The following is a 26,727-nucleotide window of genomic DNA, read 5'->3' on the forward strand; positions in this document are numbered from 1 at the left end:
TTTGCGTTCTATCTTGCCCTTCTTTTATGCTTAAAGAGTCTTTTCTTTAAGTCGAATTGGTAGCTATTGAAATGCTTTTTACTCCTTTTCTCCTCCTTTGTTCTCTTTAAAAACATCTTGTTATTCCCCTTTTAGCTTCCTCGTTCTCTCGTTTTCTTCTTTAATTCCCCTCGCCTTTAGTGGTGTCTTGTACCCTTCTTTCAATCGCCTACACTTCTCTTGCTTTGCAATAGCATTGCTTTTAGGGTGAAAAGTCAATGAGATTACAGGGTAAAAGCAACGTAATTGCAGGGTAAAAGTATTGAGATTGTTTGCCGTGTTGCAAACCATTGATTTTGAATGTCATAACTAAAAGGAGGAGGGAAGGGGCGGTTTGCGGTGACAAAACAGCTTGAAATAGGTCAAAATAATTGCAAATTGAAAGAAATAACACAAAAACTAAATCGCTAACACATTTTAAATCAGAAAAAAGCAGTAATTTTGTAAGCTGTAATATTGTAATCTAATTATACAAGATTGTGACAAGATAATATTCAAATGATGATGATAAGAAAACAAACCATACTTCTTTCCTTCCTTTTTTGTATGCAAACCCTATCGCAAAGTGCGTCTGCAATGACTCTTTTCGGTAGCAAAAAAGATAAGAAAGAAACCACAAAACCCGTTCAAAGCGATTATAATAAGCTCGTTGGAAGAGACACTATGGCCATTAAAGGCTTGATGGGAGTGATTCAAAAAGAAAACGATTATTATTTAGAAATTCCCAAAACACTGATCGGAAGAGAGATTCTTGTGTCGAATAAGCTCCTTCAAGTGCCCCAAGAATTAAACGAAGCGGGTGTGAACAAGGGTATTAATTACGAGAATAAAACCATTAAGTTCGAGTGGGAGAAAGACTTAAACAAACTCAATATCCGTGAACAACGACTCACACCAGAGGTTTATAGCTTCTATGCAATGGCACCTTCGGTGAAAGATAACTATATCAATCCGTTGATTGCAAGTCTTAAAATCGAGGGAGTTAGTAAGGATTCGGCTTCGGTAGTGGTGAAAGTTACCAACTTGTTCAATGGTAAAGACGAGTGTTTGAACGATGTTTTCAACCTCATCAACTTAGGAACCAGTGCTAATAGTGAGCTTTCTCGCATCTTAAGTATGAAGGCTTTCGAAAACAATGTGGCAGCCACTTCAGAGCTAACCACTGTTGTTCACGAAGGAAAAAGCAAAACCAACATCACAATTGTGGTGAGTACATCGCTCATTTTGTTACCTTCTCGCCCAATGATGGGCCGTTTAGAGAATCAACGTGTGGGCTATTTCACAACAAGTAGATTGCACTACGGCGACAATCAGCCCGAAGTGGCAACAAAAAACTATATCACTCGTTGGAAATTAGAGCCTAAAGACACCGCTGCTTATATGCGTGGCGAGTTGGTTGAGCCTGTAAAACCCATCGAATTCTATATTGATCATGCCGTTCCAGCTAACATTCTGCCCTATATTAAAAAGGGAATACTCGATTGGAACAAAGCTTTTGAACGTGCAGGGTTTAAGAATGCGGTGGTAGTTCACGAGTTTACAGATAGCATGGCCTTAGAAGGTGACGACGTGAAGTATAGCGTTTTAACCTATGATGCATCGGAAAAGGCTAACGCAATGGGTCCTTCTGTGATCGACCCACGCACAGGCGAGATTTTAAAAGCAGATGTTATTTGGTGGCACAACGTGCGTTCTTTGTTGAAAGAGTGGATTATGGTGCAAACAAGTGCATACAATCCTGCTGCAAGAAACGTGGTGTTGCCCGATAGTTTAATTGGTGATGCGGCTCGTTTTGTGGCTTGTCACGAGGTAGGACACTCGCTTGGATTGCGTCATAACATGCGAGCTTCGAACGCTTATCCCACAGATTCGTTGCGTTCACGTAGCTTTACAGATAAAATAGAAGGCACTTCGGCTTCTATTATGGACTATGCACGCTTTAATTACATTGCACAACCAGGCGATAAGATCGTTAAAAACTCTCCAAACATCGGTCCATACGACCTTATGGCGATTGAGTGGGGCTATCGTTGGTATCCTAATGAGGGTGTAGCAAAGAACGAATTATATAGCTTCCTCAATAAACATCAAAGCAAAGAATATCAGTATAGCGAGGCGCAAAGTCAGCGTTCGGCAATCGATCCACGCTCATTAAGCGAGGATTTAGGCGATGATGCGATGAAATCTGCATCTTATGGTATTGCTAACTTAAAGCGAATTGTGCCTAATGTGATTTCTTGGACCACCACAGGAGAGCAAGGTCAGACCTATGATGAGGCGTCGAAGTTTTATAGTTCCATTATTTATCAATGGAGTTTGTATAGCTATCACGTGTTAGCTAACGTGGGTGGAATGTATGTTGAGAACACAGTTGTGGGCGATGGAAAGCGTACTTTCACTTATGTTGAGAAGCCAATACAGCAAAGAGCAGTGCAATTCTTGTTAAAAGAGGTGCTAAGCGATCAGCCATGGCTATTCAACACGCCGATAAGTAACTATACCTATTTAAATAAGAAGACTCCTATTGGGGTGCAAGAGATGTCTCCTACCTACTCGCTTATCAATCAACAAAGCTACATCTTGTGGGACATTCTCGACAATACACGCCTTGTTCGTATGCTCGAAAATGAGATGCGCAACGGCAAAGACAAAGCTTTTACGGTGATAGAGCTCATGGATATGTTGCATAATCATATCTTTAAGACCACAATTGCAGGCGTTTCGCCATCTATTTCGCAAAGAAGTCTACAGAAAAACTTCGTCGATGCGCTCATAACTGCAGCGGCAGAAAGCGAAGGAGTGAAGATAAATAAAAAGCTAAATCATAGTAATAACATCATTGAAAACGATGAGTTCCAGCTCGGTTGCAATGAGTTGAGCTCGGCTCCACGTATCATTGAGCTCACAGGAACACAGGCTACACGAGTGAGTGATGCTATAAGTGTGAAGCGAGGAGAGCTTATTCGCATTATGAAGTTATTAAAACAACGTACTACAACAGCTGATACTGCGGCTCGTTTGCATTACGAAGACGTGATTTTACGTATTCAAACGGCTCTTGGATTGACTAAGTAGAAGAAAGAAAAGCAATGTAATTAAAACACGATAGAAGAATATTAGTAATAACAAAGAATAAAAATAACAATATGAAAAGACTATTAGGAGCATTTTGTTTGTTGTTCGTTGCGGTGGCATTGTATGCACAAGAGCGCACAATAACAGGTGTTGTGGTAGATGCCGAATTAAATAATGACCCGCTTCCAGGGGCAACTATTTCGGTAGCAACAGCAGGTTCACGAGTTGAAACGGGTGCCGTTAGCGATTATGAAGGTCGTTTTACGCTGAAAGTAGACTCGCTAACAAAGAGCTTTACCGTTCGTTATTTGGGCTATCAAACACAAACTGTGAATATCATTGCAGGCAAGTCTGAATACACTATTGCACTAAAATCAGATGCAAAGGTGGTTGGTGAGGTCGTAGTTACAGGATATCAGAAGATAGATAGACGCAAATTAACTGCTTCTGTCACCTCTGTTAATATCTCAGACGAGAAGATTGGAGCCGTAAAAAGCATCGATCAGGCTCTTTCTGGACAAATAGCTGGATTGTCAGCAATAAGCTCTTCGGGTGCACCAGGAGCGCCAGTGAAGATCAGAATACGTGGAACTGCGTCGCTAAACGGCTCACAAGAGCCTCTATGGGTGCTTGATGGCATGCCAATGGAGGGCACAGATATTCCTAATATGGAAGATCTTAAAGACATAGATAATATCTATCAAACCTCAATTGCAGGTATTAACCCAGCCGATATCGATAATATCACGGTGTTAAAGGATGCTGCTGCCACTGCAATTTATGGTGCTCGAGCAGCTAATGGTGTGATTGTTATCACCACAAAACGAGGAAAAGCAGGTAAACCAAATATCTCTTTCTCTTCTAAATTCACCTTCTCGCCAAAGAGTAACATTGATAAATTGAACATGTTGAACTCTAGTGAGAAGGTAAATCTTGAACTTGAGCTGCTAAGAAGCGGTTATTCTTATCGTGAAGGCAAAGGAGATGTGTCTAAAATCTTAACTTCTTTAGGCGAATTGTCTACCTTTAAGGCTTCAGGTTGGAACTCTTTGAGCACAAATGCACAAGAACAAATCAACCAATTGCGCAATATTAATACCAATTGGAACGACATCTTGTTTAGAGATGTATTCAATCAAGAATATAACTTGAGTCTTTCTGGTGGAAGTGAGAAAGCTAATTACTACACATCTGTGGGTTATTACGACGAAATGGGTACTGTTAAAGGTGTAAAGAACAATCGTTTCAACCTCTCACTCAAAACAGATTACCGCATCAATAACATGCTAAAGGTGGGCGCTTCGGTGTTTGCTAACCAACGAAAGCAAAACAGTTACCTTACAGATACAAACGGATTCACTAATCCAGTGTATTATTCTCGCCTCGCAAATCCATACACTCAGCCCTTTAATGCAGACGGAAGCTATGTGTATGACACCAATATTCAAGGCCGAGAAGACTCTTCTCTCGACTTTAATATATTCGAAGAGCGAGCTAACACCTCTAATGTTAGAACCGATAAGTCGCTTATGGCGATCTTTGATGCAGAGCTTAAAATCAACAGTAACTTAAAGCTTACCACCCAATTCGGCTTACAACAAGATGCCTATACATTGGATAAGTATGCAGGAGAGAATAGTTATGCAATGCGAAAGGAGAAACTTTTTGCAACATATTCATATCCTGATGGTAAAAGAACCTTCCTTCCTACAGGCGGAATGCATAAGATGACAGAGGCACATACAAGCCAATGGACCTGGAAAGCAATGGCAGAGTTTAACAAGAGATTTAACTCTATCCACGACTTAGAATTGATGTTGGGTACAGAGGTACGTCGATTAAAGACCACTTCATTGTATTCTGCAGCTTATGGATACGACAATCGCACGCTAACAACACAGCCCGTGATCTTCCCAACAGAAGACTTAGCCCGCCAATATCCATTACATAGCGAAACAAACTTAGAGAATGCTTATGTCTCTTGGTTTGCAACTGGATCGTATACACTACTTAGTCGCTACACATTTGGAGCGAGTGTGCGTTGGGATGGCTCTGATGTTTTCGGCGTTGCAAAGAAATATCGCTTCCTACCTCTTTACTCATTGAGTGGTCTTTGGCGTGTTTCTAACGAGCCATTCATACAAAACAGCAGTGCAAGTAAATGGTTAAGCAACCTTGCTTTGCGTGCTTCTTACGGACTACAAGGTAACATTGATAAGAATACTTCACCTTACTTAATTGGTACATTCGATAAAGTTACCGTCTTACCAGGCAATGTTGAAACCGTAATTAAGGCAGAAACAGCTCCAAACCCCAATCTACGTTGGGAGAAGACAGCAAACGTAAACCTTGGATTAGATATCAGTTTATTTGACAATATCATTAATCTTAGTGCCGATTACTATTATCGTAAGAGCACAGACCTTATCGGAACACGTATGCTTCCATTGGAAACAGGATTCGCTTCAACTGTAATCAACTGGGCAAGTATGAAGAATCAGGGTCTTGAAATTGCCCTTTCAACTCGTAATATCAAGACAAAAGATTTCACTTGGACCACTAATTTGAACTTAGGATTCAACTCTAACACCGTATTACGTGAGACAGTGGCTCAAAATGCCACTTATCCAAGCCGTGAAGGTCACCCCGTTGGAGCCATCTTCGCATACGAAACAGCTGGATTAGACGCACAAGGCTATCCCGTTTTCGTTGCTTCTGATGGATCAAAGGTAAGCGCAGAAGATCTACTTAAATTGAACTCGCATGGCGCAAGCACATTAACAGCAGAACAACAGCGCAACCTTTATAAATATATGGGTACCATAGATCCAAAGGTTTCGGGTGGTTTCATCAACACATTTGAATATAAAGACTGGCAATTGGGCGTGAACTTCATCTTCAATCTCGGTATGAAAGTGAGAGTACGTCCATCTTATTCGCCTGCAACTTTCGACAGAGGACTCAACACCAATCGTGACATTCTCAATCGATTCACTACCGATAATCCTGCAGGAAGATACGCAATACTTATGGAAAAGAATGTGCGTGTGCCCGAATACATACAATATTCAGAATACAACCTATATAGTATGCTCGATACATGGGTAAGAGATAACAGCTATTGGCGTTTACAAAGCCTTCGATTAGGCTACAAATTGCCAAGCAAACTCTTAACAAAAGTGGGTGTAAAGAGTGCATCTTTGTCTTTAGAAGCACGTAACTTATTTGCCATTGCGTCGAACTATGACAACTATTTAGACCCCGAAACAATGGGCAATCCATTTGCACAACCCATTCCAAAGAGCTTCATTCTCGGAATCAACGTGCAGTTCTAAGAACAGCGTTAGAATGCAATTAGAACACAATATATAATAAGGTGTATTTTAAAAAACGATATTTTATGAAATCAAGATATATCAACTGGCTTTTTGCCGCATTGCTTTTATTGGGCTTTTCTTCGTGCGATAAGTTCTTAGACATACGTCCTACAGGTAAAGTTATTGCCGAAACAGGAGAGGAATACCGTGCTTTATTGACTTATGAGTATAAGAATTTCCCAGAAGATCGTGGTTTAGCATCATTCAGAAGTGATGAGATGAACCTCACAAGCAGTAGTACTTCAACCGAAGACTATAGCTCTTTCTTCGATATTTGGGCGTGGAACGACAACTCGGCACAAGGAACTACTGCCTCATTTGGCTGGAGACGCTACTATCATGCTATCTACGTTGCCAACACTATCATAGCCAACGATGGCAAGATGACCAACTTCTCTACCGCAGACAACAATCAGTTGGTAGGCGAAGCATATATGATGCGTGCTTATTGTCACTTCCTTTTAGCCAATCTTTATGCAGAACCCTACACCAAAGTCAAGCCCGATACCACTCGTGGAGTGCCCCTTTCGCTCGAAGCAGACGTCAATGCAGTTCTCACAAACAGCTCTTTGGCACAGGTTTATGCACAAGTTGAAAGCGACATCGACAAAGCTTATAGCTTAATGAATAAAGATTCGTGGTCTCAAGGCTTTAACTATCGATTCAATAAGATCTCTGCACAAGCCTTAAAAGCACGTGTAGAATTATACAAAGGCAATTGGAGTGGAGCATTGCAAGCTGCTCAAAACGTGATAACAGCACACCCAGCGTTGCAAGATTTAACTGTTTCGAGCCCCACATTGCCCAATAGTTACAAGTCAGACGAAAGCATAGTGTCGCTCGAACAGGTGATGACTGCTACCTATGCACGTGCAGGTCAGGTAGCCGACGATTTGCTATCGCTTTACAAAGTGGGCGACTATCGTTACGACTACTATTATAATCAGCTTACAGCCAGCGTCACAACAGTGAGCAAAGGCGGTGGAGGCGATTATCGTTCAACCTTCCGTTCGGCAGAATTCTACCTCATTGCGGCAGAGGCTTCGGCACAACTTGGCGACTTAACAACCGCTAAAACCTACTTAAAACAATTGATGGCAAAACGCTATATGGCGTCGCTCTACCCACAATATGCAAGTGATGTAGATGCACTTTCGCAAGAAGATCTAATTAGTTACATAGCCGATGAGCGTTTAAGAGAGTTTGCTTTCGAAGGACATAGATGGTTTGATTTAAGAAGAACCACACGTCCTGCAATGCAAAGAACCTACAATGGCAACACATATCAGTTGAATGCCAATGATAGTCGATACACTCTTCGATTCCCAACAGAAGCTATTGAGGCTAATCCCGACTTAGCTCGATGGAATCCAAATAAATAATCAACAACACAATAGCCGTTGTTGCAACAGGCATAATAAGCAATCTGCACGTAAAGTGGGGTTGCTTATTATTTTTTTATCCCCCTCTTTCATTTTATTTTCCGTTGGTTTCTTTCTTAGTTATCAATTGTTGCCAAGCCATTGCTTTCTTTTTGCGTTTCAAACTCAATGCTTTTACAGCGCAATAGCATTGCTTTTGAGATGCAATTGCACTGTTTTTAGATGGCAAAAGCATTGATTTACGATTTAAACAAAAAAGCAACTAAAATATAACTGTTTGAAATTATTTTGAGGTAAATCTATATATTTTTATTCAAAAATGTATGTTTTTCAATAAATTTGCCGTAACTTTGCAGCATAAACATTGAGAAGATTGTAATTTAAAGATAAAAAGAAATTGTTAAAGTTGCGTGCAATTAGGGTGGCACTCCTTTGATTTTGGTGCAGAAAACACTTGATTAGCAACTTTAATTACCATTTAAAGAAAGAAAATTTATGAAGAAAATTCTACTCACTTTTGGTCTTTGTGCCACCGTATTAGCATCTAATGCACAAAATTTCAGTAGTCCAACATGGACCCAAACACAAACAGTTTACAAGCAAAAAACCGATGCTGTTAACTCAGCTCCAGTGACCATCACAGCCGATGGCGATGTAATTGTATCTTCATCATTCAACTCAGGAACCCTATCTGTTGGTAGTTTAATGGTTAGAGCCGTTGCAAAAAGCTCTTATATTCAAAAGTTGAATGCTGCAGGAACATCACAATGGGCAGTTGCTTTGCTTGGTGCTGCAGAGGTAAAGAGCCTTACAAGCGATACAGATGGTAATATTTATGCAGTGGGTGTCTTTGCAGATCAATTGAAATTAACAACCAAAACAGGTACAACCGCTGCAACACTACAAGGCAATAGCGGCACAACCAAGTCGTCTTTGTTCGTTCTTAAGTATAGCAAAGATGGTGCTTTGTTAGCTTATAAATCAGCAACTTCTGCTGTAAAAGCTTCAGTTTTGGCTTCAGGAACATATTTTGACGAACCTTCAGACGCTTCTTATATAAGAAGTACAAAGGCAGTTTGGTCTAATAATAAGTTATATTTCACTGCTCAATATACTGGAGAATCAACTTTAAGTGATGTGAAATTAGAAGGTGATTACTTAGATTATGCTGGTATAATGACAATTGATATTCCAAGAATGTCAGTGCTTTCAGTAGACGCTTCTAATTTAAGTGGCTTGAAAAAAGAATATACTGTTAAAACAAATGTGACAGGATTAGAAGAGCAAACAGGCGTTAAGAGCCTTAACTTTGCAGTAAACAACGGCACACTTTATGTGGCTTCGGTTGCAACAGGTGCTGTAGTTGTAGAAACATCTAATAAAACTGAGAACTTTAATGCAGGCAAAGATGGCGAAGATTTGAAGTATGGTTTCATCTATTCAGAGGTAGGTAGCACAACTAATAATAAGCTATTCGATGGTGGTAAGCTTGCAACTTTGAATAGCAACAATAGCATTAACGACCTAGTAGTAGACGATTCAAATGTATATGTTGCTGGAACTTACAACACAAACAACGTCTTTGGACAATCAGTTACATTCCAAGGCGGTTCAGATAGCTTCGTTGCTGCATTCGCAAAAGGCACAACTAACGTTCAATGGTTAGTGAATAGCGGTGTAAATGAAGGCGATGCAACTAAATATGCAGAGAAAGTTACAGGCTTAGTTGTTGCAGATAACAAACTACTTTTAACTGGTTATACAGAAGAAACATCTACTCATACTGTTAAAGATGGCTTCGTTTATAACGTAACAACAAGCGGAACAAAGACAAGTGTAGGCTCAAATGTAGTGTTAGGTCTTGCAAGTGACAGCAAACAAGTGGTTACTTCAGGCGTAAACGAGCTTAACTCTGTGTTCAATGGTTATGCTTTGTCTACCACAACAGGCATCAATCAATTAACAGAAACAAACGATGTTGTGCGCAATGGCAACGTGTTTAGCTTCGAAAAGGCACAAGATGCAGTTGTAGTAGACTTGCAAGGACGTGTTGTTCTTCGTGCTTCTAACACCACAACTCTATCGGTAGACAACCTTGTTAAAGGTGTTTACGTCTTAAAAGTTGGTACAAAAGCTGTGAAATTTGTGAAGTAAAGAACTTTCATAGAATCATATTTTAAGCGATAGGGCAAAGGAGTTATTCCAGCGTTCTATCGCTTTTTTTATGATAAAACATAATAGTTGTGAAATAAAAGTATTGTTTTTTAAAATTAAAAGTATTACTTTTGCAGTGTAAAAACATACCTTTTAGTTCCTAAAAGCATTGCATTTAGGACGTAACTTACAGCGAACAACATTTCACTTCGTTAACAATTAGGTATAAATAACACTCTAAAGAGATTATAATGCGCAGAAATTTACTCCTTATAGTGAGCATTCTTACAGTGCTTCCGTTCATTGGTTTGACCCTATTCTACTCGAAAGGTGAACCAAGAGAGGCTGTTGTTGCTCTGTCGATGATAAACGATGGGAACTGGATTCTACCCATAAACAATGGTGGAGACATTCCTTATAAACCGCCATTCTTTCACTGGTGCATTGCACTTGCGTCGTTATTGCAAGGCTATGTAAGTGAGTTCACGGCACGTTTTCCATCTGCTTTGTCGCTCATTGCAACCACTTTAGGCACCTATTGCTTCTATGCTAAGCGTAAAGATTCTGTTATTTCAATGGTTGCAGCACTACTTGTGCTCACAAACTTTGAGTGTCACCGAGCTGGAATGGCATCAAGAGTAGACATGATGCTGGCTTGTTTCATTGTATTGGCACTCTTCTTATTTTACAGATGGTGGGAAAAAGGAGCCAAAGGGTTGCCATTTGGTGCCATAATAGCAATGACTGGCGGTGTGTTAACCAAAGGTCCTATAGGCTTAATATTGCCTTGTTTGGTGATGTGGGCATTCTTTTTATTGCGTGGTGCAAGCTTCTTTAAAACCACATTGCGCTTTGCTTTGTATGGAATAATGGCGTGCATCGTTCCCGCTTTGTGGTATGTTGCGGCCTATAAACAAGGTGGCGACGCCTTTTTAGCATTGGTTATTGAAGAGAATTTCGGTCGAATGATGGGCAAGATGAGCTACGACTCGCACATACATCCATTCACTTACAATTTCACTTCGCTGTTATCTGGTTGGCTTCCCTACACTCTTTTAGCTTTAATAGGCTTGTTCTTCGCTCCATGGAAAGACGGAATGAGACGATTAAAAGTATGCTTAAAGGGCGCAAAAGGAACTAAAAAGATGGCAAGAATATTAGAAAAAGCGAAAAAAGCCGACCCTGTTGAGCTATTTTCATGGCTCTCTTTCGGTTTAATATTACTGTTCTTCTGCTTCCCATCGAGCAAACGTAGCACCTATTTGTTGCCCTGTTATCCCTTTATGGCTTATCTATTGGCACGTTATGTGGCGTGGCTTGCTGGCGAAAGACAACGTCCTTTGCGCATCTTTATATTTATAATGAGCGTTATAGGAATACTTATGACCTGCATCTTCATCATTGTTAGAATGGATTTAGTGCCTTCTACCATCTTCACAGGTAAGCATGTAGCAGTGAAAGTGCTGATGTTACGCTCGCTTGTTACAAGTGATTTGAATGTGTTAGAGTGGTTCTTGGGTCTACTTCCAATGATATTGGGTATTTGTTTACTGGTTTGGATGGAGATAAAACGCAACTCTTTGTGGGCGCACGAGCTACTTGTGGCGATGTTCCTACCCGTGTTTGCGTTGTATTTCACCCTCGACGGGGTGGTTCTTCCACGTTTGTTGGCTCCTCAAAGCGACAAAGAAGTGGGCGAATATATCATGCATCACTATCCCAATCAACAGCTTTACAGCTATATCGAGAGTAGAATGATGCACTTCTTCTGTTTGAATTTCTATGCAAACAACCGCATTCGACAATTCGATCTCGATCAACCTCAGAGCGGAATACTATTGATTTCGGAGGGAGAAATAAACAAATGGATGAAGAAATATCCAACTTATCAATTTAAATTGATTGCTAAAACGCAACGAAAGAGAACCGAAACAAAAGATATTATTTTGTTTATTCACTTCGAAAAGAGATAATATACAAGAGCAACATCACAGGTGTTGCTCTTTTTGTTGTATAACCTTCTATTTTAATGAGATAGATGCTATCTTGCAATAGCATTGCTTTTGGGTGGTAAAAGGATTGCTTTTACCTTGTAATTACATTGATATTACCTTGCAATAGCAATGCTTTTGTGAACGAATGTCGTGAAAGGTGTTTTTAAAGCGCATAGCGCATTGTTTGCAAGTGCGTTGAGTTGCTATTGCTTGAGTGTACGTTCTGGCGTCTCAACGCAAATAAATAGCTTATTTAATCCATTGACCTAAGGTGGCACCTAAGGCAATAGCAAGGAAGCCAAGTACCACACTTGCGGTGATGTAGAGGGCTAATTGGGTGAAATGTTGCAGTTGATAGAGGTTGAACGACTCGTTACTGAAGGTGCTAAAGGTGGTGAATCCGCCACAAAAACCAATGGTTAAGAACTGCTTTAGCGCAACACTTGCATTCTCTTTGTTATCGAACAAGGTATAAACAAAGCCGATGATGAGGCAGCCAAGCACGTTAACAACGAGGGTAGAGAGGGGAAATGAGGTGGTAGAACTTTCGCTAATGAGTTTTGAAAGCATGAAACGTGCCACCGAACCGAGTGCTCCTCCGAGTGCAATAATTAGTGTTGTTTTGAGTAACATCATTCTTTTAAAAAGGGTGTTAACTGCTTGTTGCAATCAACACCCGATATGTTTGTTATAATAAAGATGCTATTTCGGCATCTAAATCCTTAATTTGTATGTCTCGTTTATACACTACATTGTCTTTACCAATTAAGAAGAATGTAGGTATTTGTTGTACATTGTATCTCACAAGGCTTTGACCTTTGGTGCTTTCTGTTTCTCTAACACAAACCCAAGGCAATGCTGCTGTCTGTGTTTTCCAGAAGTGTTCGTCGCCATCTATCGCCACTTGATAGATCTCTAAGCCTCTATCATGATACTTATTGTATAGATCTCGAAGCATCATAATACGCTTAGTGCTTTCTTTACTCGCAAACATGTGGAAGTCTAAGAGCACTACTTTGCCCGTAAGATCGCTCAAATTGCGAACCACTCCCTTATTGTCTACGAGTGAAATGTCGACACTATTGGTCACTTTTACTTTGCTTGGGTCGATTGTAAGCTGTTGTTGTGACTTCATAATACGAATGTTTTTCATTCCTTCGATAGCGATATTATGAAGGTTTAAGCCTCTTTCTGAGTTGGGATGGTAGGCGTCCCAGCTGGTAGCAACAGCGGCAAACGCTTTCACATCCTCTTCATTTGAGCGAGGATTAAATATTAATGTAGAGATATTGCCAACGTTAATGGTTTGGAAAAGCGCAAAATAAGCGTATGCTTTCATAGGCTCTTTGAAGATGTAATTCATCTTAATGCCATCTTTGTAAGCATAGATTACCTTTGAAATGCTATCTTCAACGGCTTTAACTCCAAGCGAAGGACTATTCACAATGGCGTTAATTCTGTTTTGAAGTCTAATTTGTTGCAAGGCAAGGTCTTGTATCTTACTACAGTTTTCCGATCCTTTCACCTCATATTTCACTGCCATATCAGGATAAGAAGCCTTGATATCAACAGTTTCAGTAGAGTCTATTGATACGTTAATGATTTGATTTGCAATTCTAAGTCGATAGAACTCAGGAGCGGTAGGCGCCTTTTGTGCAAAGCTAAAGCTACCTTCTTCCGATAGTTTTAACGAGTCGATAACTTTAATTCCATCGAGACTTATGTTCTCAAAGTAAAGCATTGAGTCTTTAGCTTCTTTGATTTCGCCTTGAACATGGAATTTCTTTTCGCCACAAGATGCTATTGCCAATAGAGCAAAGGCAAATGAAATGGCACGTACAATTTGTGTAACTGGTCTTTTCATAGAGGTTTTTCTGATTTAAATACAAAAGTAGTGGAAAAGCAATAAACAACAAAATAAAAGACTATGTTTTTGCTTTTTAGTCCCTTTTCGTGCTTCGTTGGGGTGCGTTCTCGCTCTTCTTAGAGGCTAAAAGGGTTGTGTGGAGTTGCATTTTCAATGCTTTTTGTTCCTTTTATCGACTCTTTTTGAATGTAATTCGATGCTATTTGTAATGCAATTTCTTATTATTTGTCACCCTATTTCTTGCAGTTTAAAGCTTCAACTCATACTGTTTGGCTTTCAACTTGTAGCCATTTGTGGCAAATTGGTTAGCTATTGAGATTCAAATTGTTGAAACTTTGCTCGCAAATAGATAGCACTTGTTGAAAAAGAGCATTTTTATCGAAAAAACTTATATTCGAAGAATATTATACTTTAAGTGTTGAATTTATATAACAGTTATGTTTCTGTTACGAAAAATGGCGTTTTCAAGAAGAATAAAAACACATATTAACGTTATAATAAAAGAATTTAAGTACAAATAAATTTTATATATTGTTTCCTCGTAAAAATGTTTTAAATAAAAAAGTAATTTATTCTTGCATTGTAAAAACAATGTAGTATATTTGCGGTTGAATAAAGTTTTATATTGAAAGAGAGGTACGTATGAAAGAGATGAACAAGATGCGAGCTTCTTTACTCTATGACTTTAGTAAAGAAGAGATCGTAGAAAGCTTTAAACATGCAAAGGAATTATGCGTACAGTTACAAAATCTGACAGTGTATAGTAATGATTATCGAAAGGTGATTAGTCAGTTAATACCTGGTATTCCTAATTCTTCAGTAGTTACACCTCCATTTAATTGTGACCATGGTCATGGTATAGTGTTAGGCGAAAACGTGTTTATTAATTGTAATTGTGTGTTTCTTGATGGTGGAGAAATACGAATAGGGAAGAACACTTTGATAGGTCCTGCCTGCCAGTTGTACACCAATCAACACCCAACAGATTATTTAGAGCGACGTAAACCGCAAGAAGTTTGCTTGCCAATAACTATTGGAGAAGACACATGGATTGGTGGTTCAGTGGTAATTTTACCTGGTGTAACCATCGGAGACAGATGTATTATTGCTGCTGGCAGCTTGGTAATGCATGACATTCCTAATGATTGTGTGGTGGCTGGAAGCCCTGCTGTGATTAAGAGAAAGCTCAATAAGGAGTAAACATAGTAAGCGTTGACAATTGCATTTGTCGACGCTTTTTTTTATTTGTTTGTGAAGTGTATCTCTAACCAAAAGATGTTGCAAGGCAATAGCTAAACCATTGAGAAAGAGGGGCTTGTTTATTGCAAAATAAAAGCTATCCTTTTGGTTGGTAAAAGCATTGTTATTATACAACAAAAGCATTACAATTAGAGTGTAAAAGTAATGCTTTTATCATTAAAGTGTTTTATTTCTCGATGAGAACAGTTGCGTAAGCAGCCATTCCTTCTTGTCTTCCTACAAAGCCCATACGTTCACTTGTGGTGGCTTTTATGCTGAAACAATCTGGGTCTATGCCTGCTATTTCTGCCATACATTGTTGCATTGCGGGTATATGGGGATTGATTTTGGGTTGTTCGGCGCATATTGTTGCATCGACATTCACAAGGTGATAGCCCTTTGTTGCGATGAGTTCGATGGTTTGTTTCAAGATAATCTTACTGTCCATGTCGAGCGTTTCATTCGCAGTATCAGGGAAATGAAAGCCTATGTCACGCATGTTTGCAGCTCCAAGTATGGCATCACAGATGGCATGTATTAAGACATCGGCATCGCTATGACCAAGAAGTCCGAGAGAATAGTCGATCTTTATTCCGCCAAGCCATAAGCTTCTACCTTCTACAAGCTTATGGACATCATATCCAAATCCAACTCTTATCATGGCAATTATCGTTTAAATAGGTCTGAAAGTCCGTCCATATCAAATGTTAAGGTAAATCTTAACGTTTGGTCTAACGGGTTAGTTGCAGCTGTAGAGATGACATATCCAGCGTCAAGAGAGAACACATTCATTTTGAAACCCGCACCCACTGTGAAATATTTGCGGTTTCCTTTGTTTTCACTTTCGTGGTGATAGCCCGCACGTAGTGTGAATTTATCATTGTAAACATATTCAGCTCCGAGGCTCCATTGTATCTCTTGCAACTCTTCTTTAAAGCCATTGGGGGCATCTCCGAAGCTTTTAAAGATACCACTGATGCTCGAAACGTCGTAATATTCTTTCTGAACACGAGCGTCAAAGTCTGTTGGTGACTCGCCATCTCTTATCTTTGGATAAGTAGGAACAAGCAACTTGTTAGCATCTGCGGCAAAAGTTATGCGGTTATATTCATCGATTGGCACCATAAGAGAAGCACCTAAACGAAGGTTTGTGGGTATAAAATAGCTGTTATTGTCGCCTCCAAATGAGATCTTTGAACCGATATTAGAGATGTTTAAACCAAGTCCTAACTGGCATTCACGTTGTCCTATGTTGACATAATCTTGATAGTAAGCACCCAAGTCGGCTGCAAATGCAGAGCCAGGAGTGACATCATCGGTGTAATCTGCTTTCAAATCAGAATAGATAAAGCGTACAGCTGTACCGATAGAGAACTTCTCTGACAACATTAAAGAATAGCCAGCGTCGAACGACATCTCATAAGGATTCACCGTAATACCGCCTCCTTGTCCTGTAGAGTTATAGTTTGTTTGAACCTCTCCCAATGAGAAATAACGCAAAGAGGTCGACACTGCAGAGTGTTCTCCAATGCGATAATAACCTACAAGATATGCTAAGTTCATGTCACTAACAAGCTTTCGCAACCAAGGAGTGTAGTTTAGCGACACACCTGCACGACTAATGGTGAACGGATACTTAGCAACATTCCAGTATTGTGATGCAACATCGGGATCGGTTGCAGCACCAACGTCTCCCATACCGCCTGCTCTTGCATCAGGAGCAACGCTTTGTGAGGTTACAGAAGTAGTGACTGGGTTAAATATATTGTTCTTATCTATTTGTGCAAAGCTATGGAGTGAACAGCTTAAAAGGGCGCAAGTAGCGAAAAACAGTTTAATTCTACTCATAGTATTATCAATGTTTTAGAGATGTATTTTAAGCAATAAACGCATAAAGTACATTTTTATTGTTTTAAAATAATTAGTTTCTTTGTTTTTGAAACCTGTTTACCTCCTTCTGCAGAGATAAGCACTCGATAGAGATAAACGCCTGTTTTAAGTGCAAATCCCTTGTTGCTTGTAAGGTCCCAAGGCACCATATACGAGCCATTTGTAGACACATTGTTTTGCGAATGAGTCCAAAGTAGCTGACCATTAGAATCGAATAGCTCGATACTTACATTCATGTTGTTACCCGAATAGGTGTGGTTCACAATGAAGGTTGTGTGGTTCTTGGCTGGATTCTCAGAGCAATCGATATTCAAAATCGTTGGTTCAAGACCCTTAACAACAGTGAAGTTCATTTCAGTTGTCGACGAGTTGTTAAAGATATCCCATGCTCTTATGCGCAATTGGTGGTTTCCTGGCTCCAATTCAGGTATGTTAAACAACGCAGTTCCTTTGGTATAAGAGCCAAAGTCGAATTTAAAGTTACTATTTAGGTTATATGTTTTGTTCATATCTCCATCGATAGTCACTTGCAAGTCGTGTCCAATTCCGTTGCCACTCACATTAATTCCGCTCTTATCCAATAGCTCAATAACCAACAAAGGAGTAGAGTTCACCTTGCCTCCGTTAGTGAATGAGGGTGAATTGAGATAGCAGAAGATAGACGGACCCACTGAGTCTGTCTGCGAGATGTTGCCCCCTTGGATGGTAAAGTCTTTGTTATAGCCGTTTGCCGACACCGTTTTATCCTCGTTTACTGCATAAACATTGATCAAACCGCTATTGTTACTGTGGCTAATATCTTTAGGAATAGCAAACGAGAAGGTGAACTTTCCGTCCTTAATGCTATCCGTTCCATTGAAAAGAACCTTCGTTCTGTCTTTATATGTAAATGGAGTTGTGGTCTCTTCCTTATCGTTTTGCTTGCCCACAATGGTCTCTTCGCCATCTCGAACAAGTATAGTTGCCTTGCCTTTAAAGGTGTTATGGTTCACGATGTGACCCTTAACGGTAGTCACCTCGCCCGCCTTTATCACGATGTTACTACCTGCAACACAAGGAGTTCCATTGATTTCGTCGATAGATATGTTGAGAGTTGGACGACGAAGAACCAATGCAGGGTCGCCAAGAAGGGCGTATTGCAGTTTATTTTCCGTGTGATCCGCTCCCGAATCAATCATATCATTCTTCGCTAAACGTTGTGCTTCACCAATCGAAATGGGCTTTCCTTTAGCGTCATTGCTAAGCACATGCTTCAAGAAAGACATGTTGATGCGTTTATTGTAGTTAGCATATACCGTGCGAGTAGTACCAAAGAACGCCACAGCACCACCGTTTGGATTCAGTAATGCGCTTTCTCCTATGTTCGCAACAGTGCCATCAAAGGGCATAATATCGCACGAAGCAGTGATCCAAAGGGGTAGATTTTTGTTGTTAAAGCTGGTGAAGTCGCTCAGACGCAACACGTTTTCGTGAGATATTTGATATTCCACTCCGTGTCCAACATAATCCATTATCAATGCACCTTGTGCCTGTTGTTGCTTAATAATCTTACTAACATCAGGATAAGTAGCACCTTGTGCCGAGTTAACTCTGTTGAAAGCGTCCCACATTACCTTTTTAATATGATAGGCAGGATTGAGCCCTTCTATCATAGTAGCAGCGTCTTCCACATCTTGCATGTGTAAGTTTTCGTTCCCATCGTCGCCCATAAAGAAGATAGTATTTTGCCAATCGCCAGCGTTATGATTAGTGTTATAAGCCACAATCTTATCTACTACCACCTTAGCTTGTGCGTCGTTCACAACAGGAATGCGTCCTACTGCAATGTCAGGTTTATCTGCCGACAATAGATTTCCGCCCTCATTGTCGTCTAAAAGACAATAAAAGCCGTCGTCAACATAGCAATATACCTTGTGAAAAGAGTTCTCACTTTCATAGCAAAGCAAGTAATCATCAGGATTTTTGCCACGCCATTCCGTTGTATTCATGCGGTTGTCGAAGCTACCATCACCGAAAAGAACAAGATATTTAGGCATTTTCTGTTCGTCATTTCCAGCTCTATCGTATAGCATTTTCATGTATCTGCGATAAGCATTGGCATCGGGTGTACCGCTTGAGAATTCATTATACAATTCATCAGCAGGCACAATGCGCACCTTCATCTTGTCAAATTCCTCGTGAAAAGCCTTTAAACGCTTAGCTTGTGCAAGTAGTTTCTGTGTGGTAGGGATAATAATCACCATGTCATAGAAATCATCTGCATGTAGATTTTGATTGGTGATGTTATACACATACTCTGCACTTGGGAAGTTATCTGTTTTTAAATGCGGAGCAGCAAAGGGAGTATTAAAAGTTAATGTGATATAATCTAAGCGCACATTGTTGCCCTTTGTTACTTGAAGCGTGATGTTGTTTTGTTCAGAAACATTGTCGATGGTATAGCCAAAAGCCACCTCTTTCGCCTTACTAAAGGCATCTGAGCCATTAGAAGAATTGTTCCATGATAGCGGAATGTTACCATATACCTTGCCATTGCAGCTCACTTGCACCTCACAAGTGTTGTTAGAGGTGATGTTCACCAACATTTTAGCAGTTGAAACCCCTTTAGGAGCCTTTAAAGAGTAGGTCTTTGATGCCCCATTATTGAGCACTTCAGCATCAAACAAATTGCGTCCGCCTTCGAACCACGCATAGTTATCCACCTCATAAAGACTGTGATAGTCGTTAAAAGTGGGATAGAACGACGCCAAAAAGGCAGTACTATCCATTTTAAGTGGCTCTTCGTCGGTTTGAGTGATGAAATAATAGCCATAATCAGAATAGGGATTACGTGTTCGTCGAGTAGCTGTTTTGCTATTCCACGACACCGTTCCCTTGGCAAAGAACAAACGTTTGCCATTGATGTTGCATGTAGGCACCTCCTTTAGGTCGTCTAATTGCTCCAATTCTTGTGGTCTTAACTGCTCGTTTTGCAACCAACCTCCATAGCCATATATCTTCACTTTGTTGATATCAGTAAAGCCTGCACGTTTAATTACATCGTTAGTCAACTGATAAACGCCCGTGTTTTTTACCCTAATCTTTGCCCATTTGCCCGTAGATAGCTTAGAGTTAGCCGCATATCTATCGGCAGGAAGCGTTGCAACTCGGGTGAGAGAGGCTTTTTGAGTGCGTTTCTTTGCTGTTGATTTAACGCTCAACATAAAGCTCACCAAAATCTTTCTGGTGTTTTGGCGCATAGCCAATGGAGTGAAAGAAATTTGCAAAGAAGGCTTTTTTCTATCGAAAACCACCTGTTGTTGTATTGCAGGTAGATTGGGAAGAATGCTTCCCGACAACGCATTATAACGTTGAATGTCGGTAGAACTCATATCTATAAACTCAGGATAGAGAATTTCTACGGTATAGATAGAGTCGTTATAGTTCTCAGAAAGTGGAATGGTGTAGGTGAAATGAGGCAACACCGAGTCGATTTTAACTTGATCTGAAGTTAAATTATAAAAGCGTTGGGCATGTAATAGTTGTGCAGCAAAGGTCAGCACAAGCGTTAAAAGCAATATATGCACATGTCGTTGTTTCATTGATAAAGGGAGTTTTGCGGTGCAAGGATAAGCGGTTTAGAGTGTTATCGACTATAAAAATCGAGCACTTTTCTATTCTCTATAAATCCTTCGAAATGTTGGTTGATAAGCACTTCTTGCTCTTCTCCAACGCCACCAGTGATAAGTAAATCGCCAGTTTTGATGGTTATAAATTGCGAAATATATTCAATTAGTTCATCAATCTTGTGCAACATGTCGTTGGTAAAGCCCTCACTACTGGGTGTTTCGTTGATGTTGGTGTTAAATTGAATCATGTTTACGTCTTTAATTTGGTCGATACTGAGCCACGAACCCAATACCAACGAGCCATCAAAGCTTTTTGCTAAGTCCCAAGGAAGACCCTCTTTTGCCAGTTGCTTTTGCATATCTGTAGCCGTAAAGTCCACTCCTACGGTAATAGCATCATAGTATCTGTGAGCAAAACGAGCAGGAACCGACTTGCCCAATTTGCATAAACGCACCACCAAAGCACTCTTCCAAGATATTGTTCCCATGTTGTCGGGCACAAAGAAAGGCTTTCCATCTTTCAAAATGGTAGCGTCAGTTTTAGTAAAAAGAACTGGTTGTGCAGTTGTTTTGTTGGTTTCTTCTGTTTTGTTATCGTGTTGGGGATAGTTGTTCACTATGCCTATTATCTTCATCTTTTTACGTATTTAAATTGCTTTTGTTGTCTTTTCATTTTTTGTTGAACGCCCTTTTTATGCTGATGCGCAGTGTAAAAGTCGTGTAGAAAGAGTACAAAGATAGTTATTATTACCCATATTTCGTTATTATTATGAATAATAATACTTTCAAGAAATGGGCAACATTTGGTGCTTGTGTGTTATAAAAACGATGAAATGGCTGTTTTCTTATGATTTAATTGTTAAGATTTTTTAATCTGAAGGAGTGATTTTTTTCTATTTTAGGCGAAGAAAGGGAGACAAAGAAAGTTACTTATGAAAATGACTTAGAATGAGAGTAGATTTTAATGTGATTTCGCTTGAGAGCCAATAAGACAAGAAAGTGCATAGCTTTTGCATCAATTAGAAGGTAAAAGCATTGAGTTGAGGAGGCAAAAGGATAGCTTTTAGCAAGCAAAAGCAATGAGATAAGATGGCAAAAGGAATGTTTTTTGTTGGAAAGAAGGCGAGAGATGAGCCCTAAAAACAATGCTTTTGCAGTGAGAGAGGAGTGAAGTTGAAAAATAAAAACAGCTCTAATATTTTTATAAAACGATGCTTTTTGCCCATTTCATCGATAAAAAGAAGCGATGAAACCGCAACTTTTTAGGGCTGATGAGACTAAAAACGCTGTAAAAATGACTTAGAATGTAACTCAAAGAGTGCCTTTTGAAATGTGAAAGAGTTTAAACAAATTAGCCCTTTAATCTTCCTTTTCACCTGGTTGCACTGCCATTGCAGTTCAATTGATTATGACTTACGCTTAGAACTCCATAAAAAGCCCAAATATTTTTGTATCAAAGTGGCAGCCACAACGATGATAATGGTAGAGAAAAGAAAGATAAGCGGCAAGAGATAGGGGGCGTTGTGATAACCCAAACCTATCTTTTCGAATAGCTTAGTGAAAAGAAGTGGAACGCCTCCGCATAGAAAATAACATATCAAAGAGTGCTTTCCAACATGTTCTATAAAGGTGTTTCGATTGATTTTCTGTGCTATAAAGATGAGAAGAGCAATGCCAACTAACATATCTACCATAAAAAGAAGGGGCTGATTGATGAGCATGGGCGCAATAACTTCGTTGAAGTGGATTTGTGTGCCCACCACTTTTAAAACGATGAAAAGGACTAAAACGAGGGCAAAAAGCTTGTTACTGATCTTGAATGAGTGTTGTTTGGCGAGCCAACCCATGCACAAAAAGGGCATAAAAATGAGGGCTTGCACGGCACTCCAATAGTTATTGTTGGGCTCAGGGAATAGCGTTGCAAGAATGAAGCACGCTAAAGACACGATGAGAACGGCTATTTTGTTGCCTTTAAACAGCTGAACTAAACCCACGAAGAGCAGTTCTGACACCACAAGGGCGCAGATAAACCAAGACGATTGACCGCTGAGTATGTTGAAAAGCGATTCTGAAATGCTTATATCTTGCTGATGAATAAAGGCTTTTGGGAAGGTGAAAAGGGTGCTAAAAAAGAGATAGGGCACCACAAGGGTTCTGAAAATGCTTTTTATTTTCTTGCTCACTACAAGCTGTGTGTGCGTTGGAAACAAATAGCCTGAAATGAAAACGAAGGCGCAAAGCACGTTGGCAACATACCAATTGTAGGGTAAGAGGGGCTTGAGAAGGGTGAAATAGCTATCGGAATGGTCGTAGATGATGAGTAACATACATAGTCCTCGTGCCACATCTAACCACTCAATGCGTGGATTTGAACCCGCTTTTGCATTTTTTTGAATGAGGTGTTGCTCGGTAGTGGTGCTTTGAGAAGGTTTCATCTCTATTGTTTGGTTAGGACACTTAGCTTGTTTTCTCTTAATAAAAATAGGGTGTAAAGGTGTAAAAGGTTGTGTTGCACCTCGAAAACGACATTATCTTATGATAGCAATCTTGGTGACAACGCTCGATTCACCCTCTGCTGTTGCCGATAAAACGATATACATTCCGCCTGCAACACGTTGTCCGTTTTGGTCGTTTCCGTCCCAAGTAAAGCTACCACCATTGCTTCTTCCTTCTGCAACCAATGCACCATTGGTGGTGACAATCTTCACATGTGAGTCGAAAGCAAGTCCTTTTATGGTGATTAAACCAGTGTAATCGGGTAGCACAGGGTTAGGATATACCAACACATCGCTATCGCTTGAGGTGCTTGGAGCATCGGTAGCATCGGTGACATAAGAGCAAAGTCCTTCTGAAGTACCGAAGAACACTTCGCCAGTGTTGTTGTTAATGGCCATCGACTCGATGGTGTTAGAGAGCAAAGGACTATTTTCTGCAGTGAAATGCTTTAGCTCTTGTATGTTGTCGGCACTGATAAGGTAAACACCATTGCCGTTGGTTCCAAACCATTTTCTATTGGCTCCGTCTACAACAATACAAGTAATGTCTACTCCACTCAATAAATAATCGGCAAAGTTGGTGCCGTCGTTGCGGGGAACTTTTATCTGATTAAAGTTCTCGCTGCCACTTCTTATCTGCGAAGGGGTGAGCATAACAGGGCCATTTCCTGTGCCAATCCACATGTTTTGCTGTTTGTCTTCAGCCACACAATGCACTCGTCCATCGCCTAAAGCTACTCCATCTTGATTGTAAAAGGTAGAGTAGAGCTTCAATTGATTGGTTTTAGGGTTGAAATAAGCTAAGCTCTTGTTGTCCCAGTGGTCGTTAACAAACCAAAGAAGGTTGCGTGAATCCCATGTGAGGTTGGTGAGAATGCGGAATGAATAGCCGTTGGCAACAAGGGCATCTTGATGCAAATCGTCCCAAGAACCATTGCTGTTGAGGCGAAGTAGAGATGTTCCATCGGGGTTATTGCCGTTGAGTACGTATAAATTTCCTTGTGAATCGAACGAGATGCTCAATGTAATAACATAGTTGGGGTTATTGGGTTTGAAGGCTTTGAGCGGACTATTGGTATAGGTGTAGTGCTTAACAAACTTGCCATCTCTAAACTCGTATAAGCCAGTTCTGCCCGATGCAAATACATGTTGGGCGTCTTTGGGGTCTACTGCCACTGATGTTATAGACACATAAGGTATATTAGGCGTCTTAGTTGTTAAGTCGTCTTCATACATAGTCCACTTTTGTCCATCGTAAACCTGCACTGCTCCTGGGGTAGAAGCATCTATAACGGAATTGAATCCACCTGGAGCGGTGTAAAGTGTGTTGCCCTTTATGGTCATGAAAGCAAAACTATTGTATTGCGCTCCGTTGGGTTTTACCTTATTAATAACAGCAAGGTCGCTGGCGTTGAGCTGTTTGTTGGGGGCTACATAGGCTCCCACTACGCTCCAATTGCTTTTGTTTTGTGGATTAGATGTGAGCGAACAAGCCATTAAACCTTTTGTGGGTATGGCTGCATAGAGCTGGTTGTTGGCTATATAAGCGTATTCAACCGACTCGTTAAGGAAATAAGTGTCGCTGAATTCGGCATTCTTTGTGTTGACTTTAAGAATACCAAAGGCGGTGGAAAGATAAGCAAATACACCATTATTATAAATAGAGTGTATCGTTTTATCTTCGGTCATGGCCTTTAAATAATAGTCGGGAAGATTCTCGATCTTGCCATTTTCAGAAAGCAGATCGATGTTATTGTCTTTATAAACTATAACCAGTTTGCGTGAACTTTTATTCCATTGAATAGCTTTTATGCCTGTATCGCTGAGTCCGTTGGTCTTATCATAAGTGTAAATGCTTCCGTCTTTTGCGTTATAAGAATATAAACCGCCCGACGCAAGCACGTAATAGATGTCGCCAACGTGCTCTATTTCTGTGGTAGTGTGATAGGATAAATAATTCTTCCACGTTCCAACTGGAGCGCAGAAAGCTATTAACGATGTTAATAAAAGAATACTACAAACTAATATCTTCTTCATTCTTTAATATAATCTTCAAGTTCTTTGGCAAAGTTCTTCACGGCTCTTGCACGGTGAGAAATCTCGTTTTTAATGTCCATTCCAAGTTCTCCAAAGGTTTGGTCGTATCCTTCTGGAATGAAGATGGCATCGTATCCAAAGCCAGCGGTTCCCCTTTTGTGGGTGGTGATGCTACCATTGACGATACCTTCGACAAGCGAAACTTCTTTTTCGCCAGTGACTTTGTTTTTGCGAACGAATGCTATAACGGTGCGAAAGCGTGCCTTGCGGTTTTCTATGCCATCGAGGTTCTTGAGCACTTTTTGTATGTTAGCCTCGCTATCGTGCCCCTCTCCGCCTGCATATCGTGCGCTGTAAACGCCTGGTTCGCCGTTAAGTGCTTCTACTTCAAGACCTGTGTCGTCGGCAAAGACGTTGGTATGGAAATGATCCCACACATAGTTGGCTTTGATTAAAGCATTCTCTTCGAGTGTAGTTCCTGTTTCGGGAATGTCTACATCGCAACCAATCTCTTTTAAACTCTTTACCTCACAAGCCTCGTTAAGAATGTCTCTTATCTCGGAAAGCTTATGATTGTTGTTGGTTGCAAACACTATTTTCATTACTTCCTTCATCTTTGCTTATTACTTGTTTTAGTTTTTTCTTTTGGGCTTTGCGCACTTTCATCTCGTCGAATCCTTGTCCGTAGACACCAATAACGGCACTCTGACTCACAAAGGCGTTAGGGTCTATCATCTTGATGAGGAAGAAAATGTGTTGACTTTCGTATTTCTTTGCTAAAACGCACAATACTTTTACTTCGTTTCCTGTATACCATCCGTGTCCATCTAATATGGTTACACCATGGTAAAGCTCTGTTCCGATAGCCTCTGCAATCTCTTTATACTTGCGAGAGAAAATCAAGAACTGCACAGACTCACGTCTACTATTCATCACAAAGTCGAGAACAAAACACTCAACTGCCATAGAGCTCATACCAAGAACAATTCTCTTCCAATCGTTAAACACGAAATAAGAAGTTGAAATGATTGCTACATCGACAATGATGAGCACTGTTCCAAGTGAAAGGTTATGATATTTGTTTACAACTGCAGCAACAATATCTGTTCCACCCGTTGAACCATTGTGAAGAAAGACTATAGATAGAGCGGTTCCTGTTATGCAACAACCAATGATAACCGACATAAATTCCTGTCCAGGACCAAGGATTTGGATCATAGTTCCATCAGCTTGGGTAACCATTTGCTGGGCAATACTAACGAAGAAACCAAGTACAAAGATTGCATAGATGGTCTTTGCCATGAATTTAAAGCCCAAGACAAAGAGTGCAACCACAAGAAGTGCGGCGTTAATAGGCACATAGGTGTAAACAATAGGTATCTTAGTAGCAAAGAATATCAATGCCGAGATACCTGTAACTCCACCTGTTACGATTTGATAAGGTAGTAGAAATACAGTCCAAGCAAAGGTATAAAGAAGCAAACCCAAGGTTATGAAGGCATAGTCTTTAATCTCTGCGTATACCATTTCTTTGTGTAAATTCATAAATAGTATTTTTTTCGTGTTTAAA

Annotated in this window: 17 protein-coding genes; 6 read left to right on the top strand and 11 right to left on the bottom strand. The window is 40.1% G+C overall.

Annotation, left to right across the window (positions count from 1 at the left end):
• The first annotated feature begins 537 nt into the window (after nucleotides 1–537).
• From A3GM_RS0105700 to A3GM_RS0105710, 3 genes are all read left to right on the top strand, one after another.
• A complete protein-coding gene (locus tag A3GM_RS0105700; RefSeq protein WP_205618963.1) occupies nucleotides 538–3,114 on the top strand; it encodes a zinc-dependent metalloprotease in 2,577 nt (858 codons plus the stop codon).
• 71 nt (nucleotides 3,115–3,185) lie between these two features.
• The gene (locus A3GM_RS0105705; protein WP_018362432.1) at nucleotides 3,186–6,449 is read left to right on the top strand and encodes a SusC/RagA family TonB-linked outer membrane protein; all 3,264 of its coding nucleotides are present in this window, start codon (nucleotides 3,186–3,188) and stop codon (nucleotides 6,447–6,449) included.
• 65 nt (nucleotides 6,450–6,514) lie between these two features.
• Nucleotides 6,515–7,873 carry a RagB/SusD family nutrient uptake outer membrane protein gene (locus tag A3GM_RS0105710; protein ID WP_018362433.1) on the top strand — a complete coding sequence of 453 codons (1,359 nt, stop codon included), beginning with the start codon at nucleotides 6,515–6,517 and terminating at the stop codon, nucleotides 7,871–7,873.
• 94 nt (nucleotides 7,874–7,967) lie between these two features.
• Here A3GM_RS0105710 and A3GM_RS11570 read toward each other — a convergent pair whose 3' ends face one another.
• Nucleotides 7,968–8,108 (bottom strand): hypothetical protein, encoded by a 141-nt coding sequence (locus A3GM_RS11570; RefSeq protein WP_018362434.1) that lies wholly within the window; start codon nucleotides 8,106–8,108, stop codon nucleotides 7,968–7,970.
• A 260-nt stretch (nucleotides 8,109–8,368) separates the two neighbouring features.
• Here A3GM_RS11570 and A3GM_RS0105720 point away from each other — a divergent pair, with 260 nt between their 5' ends.
• The gene (locus A3GM_RS0105720; protein ID WP_018362435.1) at nucleotides 8,369–10,027 is read left to right on the top strand and encodes a T9SS type A sorting domain-containing protein; all 1,659 of its coding nucleotides are present in this window, start codon (nucleotides 8,369–8,371) and stop codon (nucleotides 10,025–10,027) included.
• Nucleotides 10,028–10,278: 251 nt separating this feature from the next.
• Nucleotides 10,279–12,000, top strand: coding sequence for an ArnT family glycosyltransferase (locus A3GM_RS0105725; RefSeq protein WP_018362436.1), 1,722 nt, complete (start codon nucleotides 10,279–10,281; stop codon nucleotides 11,998–12,000).
• Between the two features lie 270 nt (nucleotides 12,001–12,270).
• Here the strand turns inward: A3GM_RS0105725 and crcB are convergent, their stop codons facing one another.
• Nucleotides 12,271–12,657, bottom strand: a complete 387-nt coding sequence (crcB, locus tag A3GM_RS0105735) for a fluoride efflux transporter CrcB (protein ID WP_240430786.1) — start codon at nucleotides 12,655–12,657, stop codon at nucleotides 12,271–12,273.
• A 52-nt stretch (nucleotides 12,658–12,709) separates the two neighbouring features.
• Complete coding sequence (locus A3GM_RS0105740; protein ID WP_018362439.1) at nucleotides 12,710–13,885, bottom strand: thioredoxin-like domain-containing protein; 1,176 nt, start codon at nucleotides 13,883–13,885, stop codon at nucleotides 12,710–12,712.
• Between the two features lie 645 nt (nucleotides 13,886–14,530).
• On the opposite strand from A3GM_RS0105740, the gene A3GM_RS0105745 reads away from it, so the two are divergent.
• Entirely contained in the window at nucleotides 14,531–15,088 is a 558-nt protein-coding gene (locus A3GM_RS0105745; RefSeq protein WP_018362440.1) for a sugar O-acetyltransferase, read from the top strand.
• Between the two features lie 226 nt (nucleotides 15,089–15,314).
• On the opposite strand, the gene ispF is transcribed toward A3GM_RS0105745, so the two are convergent.
• The 8 genes from ispF to A3GM_RS0105785 form a co-directional block, all read right to left on the bottom strand.
• Nucleotides 15,315–15,788, bottom strand: a complete 474-nt coding sequence (gene ispF / locus A3GM_RS0105750) for a 2-C-methyl-D-erythritol 2,4-cyclodiphosphate synthase (protein ID WP_018362441.1) — start codon at nucleotides 15,786–15,788, stop codon at nucleotides 15,315–15,317.
• Nucleotides 15,789–15,793: 5 nt separating this feature from the next.
• A complete protein-coding gene (gene porV / locus A3GM_RS0105755) occupies nucleotides 15,794–16,975 on the bottom strand; it encodes a type IX secretion system outer membrane channel protein PorV (RefSeq protein WP_018362442.1) in 1,182 nt (393 codons plus the stop codon).
• A 56-nt stretch (nucleotides 16,976–17,031) separates the two neighbouring features.
• Nucleotides 17,032–20,598 carry a type IX secretion system sortase PorU gene (gene porU / locus A3GM_RS0105760; RefSeq protein WP_018362443.1) on the bottom strand — a complete coding sequence of 1,189 codons (3,567 nt, stop codon included), beginning with the start codon at nucleotides 20,596–20,598 and terminating at the stop codon, nucleotides 17,032–17,034.
• A 44-nt stretch (nucleotides 20,599–20,642) separates the two neighbouring features.
• Nucleotides 20,643–21,260, bottom strand: a complete 618-nt coding sequence (locus tag A3GM_RS0105765; RefSeq protein WP_018362444.1) for a fumarylacetoacetate hydrolase family protein — start codon at nucleotides 21,258–21,260, stop codon at nucleotides 20,643–20,645.
• A gap of 771 nt (nucleotides 21,261–22,031) precedes the next feature.
• On the bottom strand, nucleotides 22,032–23,060 hold the full coding sequence (locus A3GM_RS0105770; RefSeq protein ID WP_018362445.1) for an acyltransferase family protein: 1,029 nt from the start codon (nucleotides 23,058–23,060) through the stop codon (nucleotides 22,032–22,034).
• Between the two features lie 93 nt (nucleotides 23,061–23,153).
• Nucleotides 23,154–25,157, bottom strand: coding sequence for a type IX secretion system anionic LPS delivery protein PorZ (gene porZ, locus A3GM_RS0105775; RefSeq protein ID WP_018362446.1), 2,004 nt, complete (start codon nucleotides 25,155–25,157; stop codon nucleotides 23,154–23,156).
• On the bottom strand, nucleotides 25,154–25,759 hold the full coding sequence (locus A3GM_RS0105780) for a non-canonical purine NTP diphosphatase (protein ID WP_018362447.1): 606 nt from the start codon (nucleotides 25,757–25,759) through the stop codon (nucleotides 25,154–25,156). The genes porZ and A3GM_RS0105780 overlap by 4 nt, the downstream gene beginning before the upstream one ends.
• Nucleotides 25,725–26,702 carry a YitT family protein gene (locus tag A3GM_RS0105785; protein WP_018362448.1) on the bottom strand — a complete coding sequence of 326 codons (978 nt, stop codon included), beginning with the start codon at nucleotides 26,700–26,702 and terminating at the stop codon, nucleotides 25,725–25,727. The genes A3GM_RS0105780 and A3GM_RS0105785 overlap by 35 nt, the downstream gene beginning before the upstream one ends.
• Nucleotides 26,703–26,727: the final 25 nt, after the last annotated feature.

Source organism: Hoylesella nanceiensis DSM 19126 = JCM 15639 (assembly GCF_000379965.1).
Classification (GTDB): Bacteria; Bacteroidota; Bacteroidia; order Bacteroidales; family Bacteroidaceae; genus Prevotella; species Prevotella nanceiensis.

What these genes read in the sequence shown, in the direction of transcription:
- porU (WP_018362443.1), bottom strand. Translation starts at nt 20,598, where the DNA reads ATGAAACAACGACATGTGCATATATTGCTTTTAACGCTTGTGCTGACC.
- A3GM_RS0105785 (WP_018362448.1), bottom strand. Translation starts at nt 26,702, where the DNA reads ATGAATTTACACAAAGAAATGGTATACGCAGAGATTAAAGACTATGCC.
- A3GM_RS11570 (WP_018362434.1), bottom strand. Translation starts at nt 8,108, where the DNA reads ATGCTTTTGCCATCTAAAAACAGTGCAATTGCATCTCAAAAGCAATGC.
- ispF (WP_018362441.1), bottom strand. Translation starts at nt 15,788, where the DNA reads ATGATAAGAGTTGGATTTGGATATGATGTCCATAAGCTTGTAGAAGGT.
- A3GM_RS0105700 (WP_205618963.1), top strand. Translation starts at nt 538, where the DNA reads ATGATGATGATAAGAAAACAAACCATACTTCTTTCCTTCCTTTTTTGT.
- A3GM_RS0105720 (WP_018362435.1), top strand. Translation starts at nt 8,369, where the DNA reads ATGAAGAAAATTCTACTCACTTTTGGTCTTTGTGCCACCGTATTAGCA.
- porV (WP_018362442.1), bottom strand. Translation starts at nt 16,975, where the DNA reads ATGAGTAGAATTAAACTGTTTTTCGCTACTTGCGCCCTTTTAAGCTGT.
- A3GM_RS0105710 (WP_018362433.1), top strand. Translation starts at nt 6,515, where the DNA reads ATGAAATCAAGATATATCAACTGGCTTTTTGCCGCATTGCTTTTATTG.
- A3GM_RS0105745 (WP_018362440.1), top strand. Translation starts at nt 14,531, where the DNA reads ATGAAAGAGATGAACAAGATGCGAGCTTCTTTACTCTATGACTTTAGT.
- A3GM_RS0105780 (WP_018362447.1), bottom strand. Translation starts at nt 25,759, where the DNA reads ATGAAAATAGTGTTTGCAACCAACAACAATCATAAGCTTTCCGAGATA.
- A3GM_RS0105765 (WP_018362444.1), bottom strand. Translation starts at nt 21,260, where the DNA reads ATGAAGATAATAGGCATAGTGAACAACTATCCCCAACACGATAACAAA.
- A3GM_RS0105725 (WP_018362436.1), top strand. Translation starts at nt 10,279, where the DNA reads ATGCGCAGAAATTTACTCCTTATAGTGAGCATTCTTACAGTGCTTCCG.
- A3GM_RS0105740 (WP_018362439.1), bottom strand. Translation starts at nt 13,885, where the DNA reads ATGAAAAGACCAGTTACACAAATTGTACGTGCCATTTCATTTGCCTTT.
- A3GM_RS0105770 (WP_018362445.1), bottom strand. Translation starts at nt 23,060, where the DNA reads ATGAAACCTTCTCAAAGCACCACTACCGAGCAACACCTCATTCAAAAA.
- A3GM_RS0105705 (WP_018362432.1), top strand. Translation starts at nt 3,186, where the DNA reads ATGAAAAGACTATTAGGAGCATTTTGTTTGTTGTTCGTTGCGGTGGCA.
- crcB (WP_240430786.1), bottom strand. Translation starts at nt 12,657, where the DNA reads ATGATGTTACTCAAAACAACACTAATTATTGCACTCGGAGGAGCACTC.
- porZ (WP_018362446.1), bottom strand. Translation starts at nt 25,157, where the DNA reads ATGAAGAAGATATTAGTTTGTAGTATTCTTTTATTAACATCGTTAATA.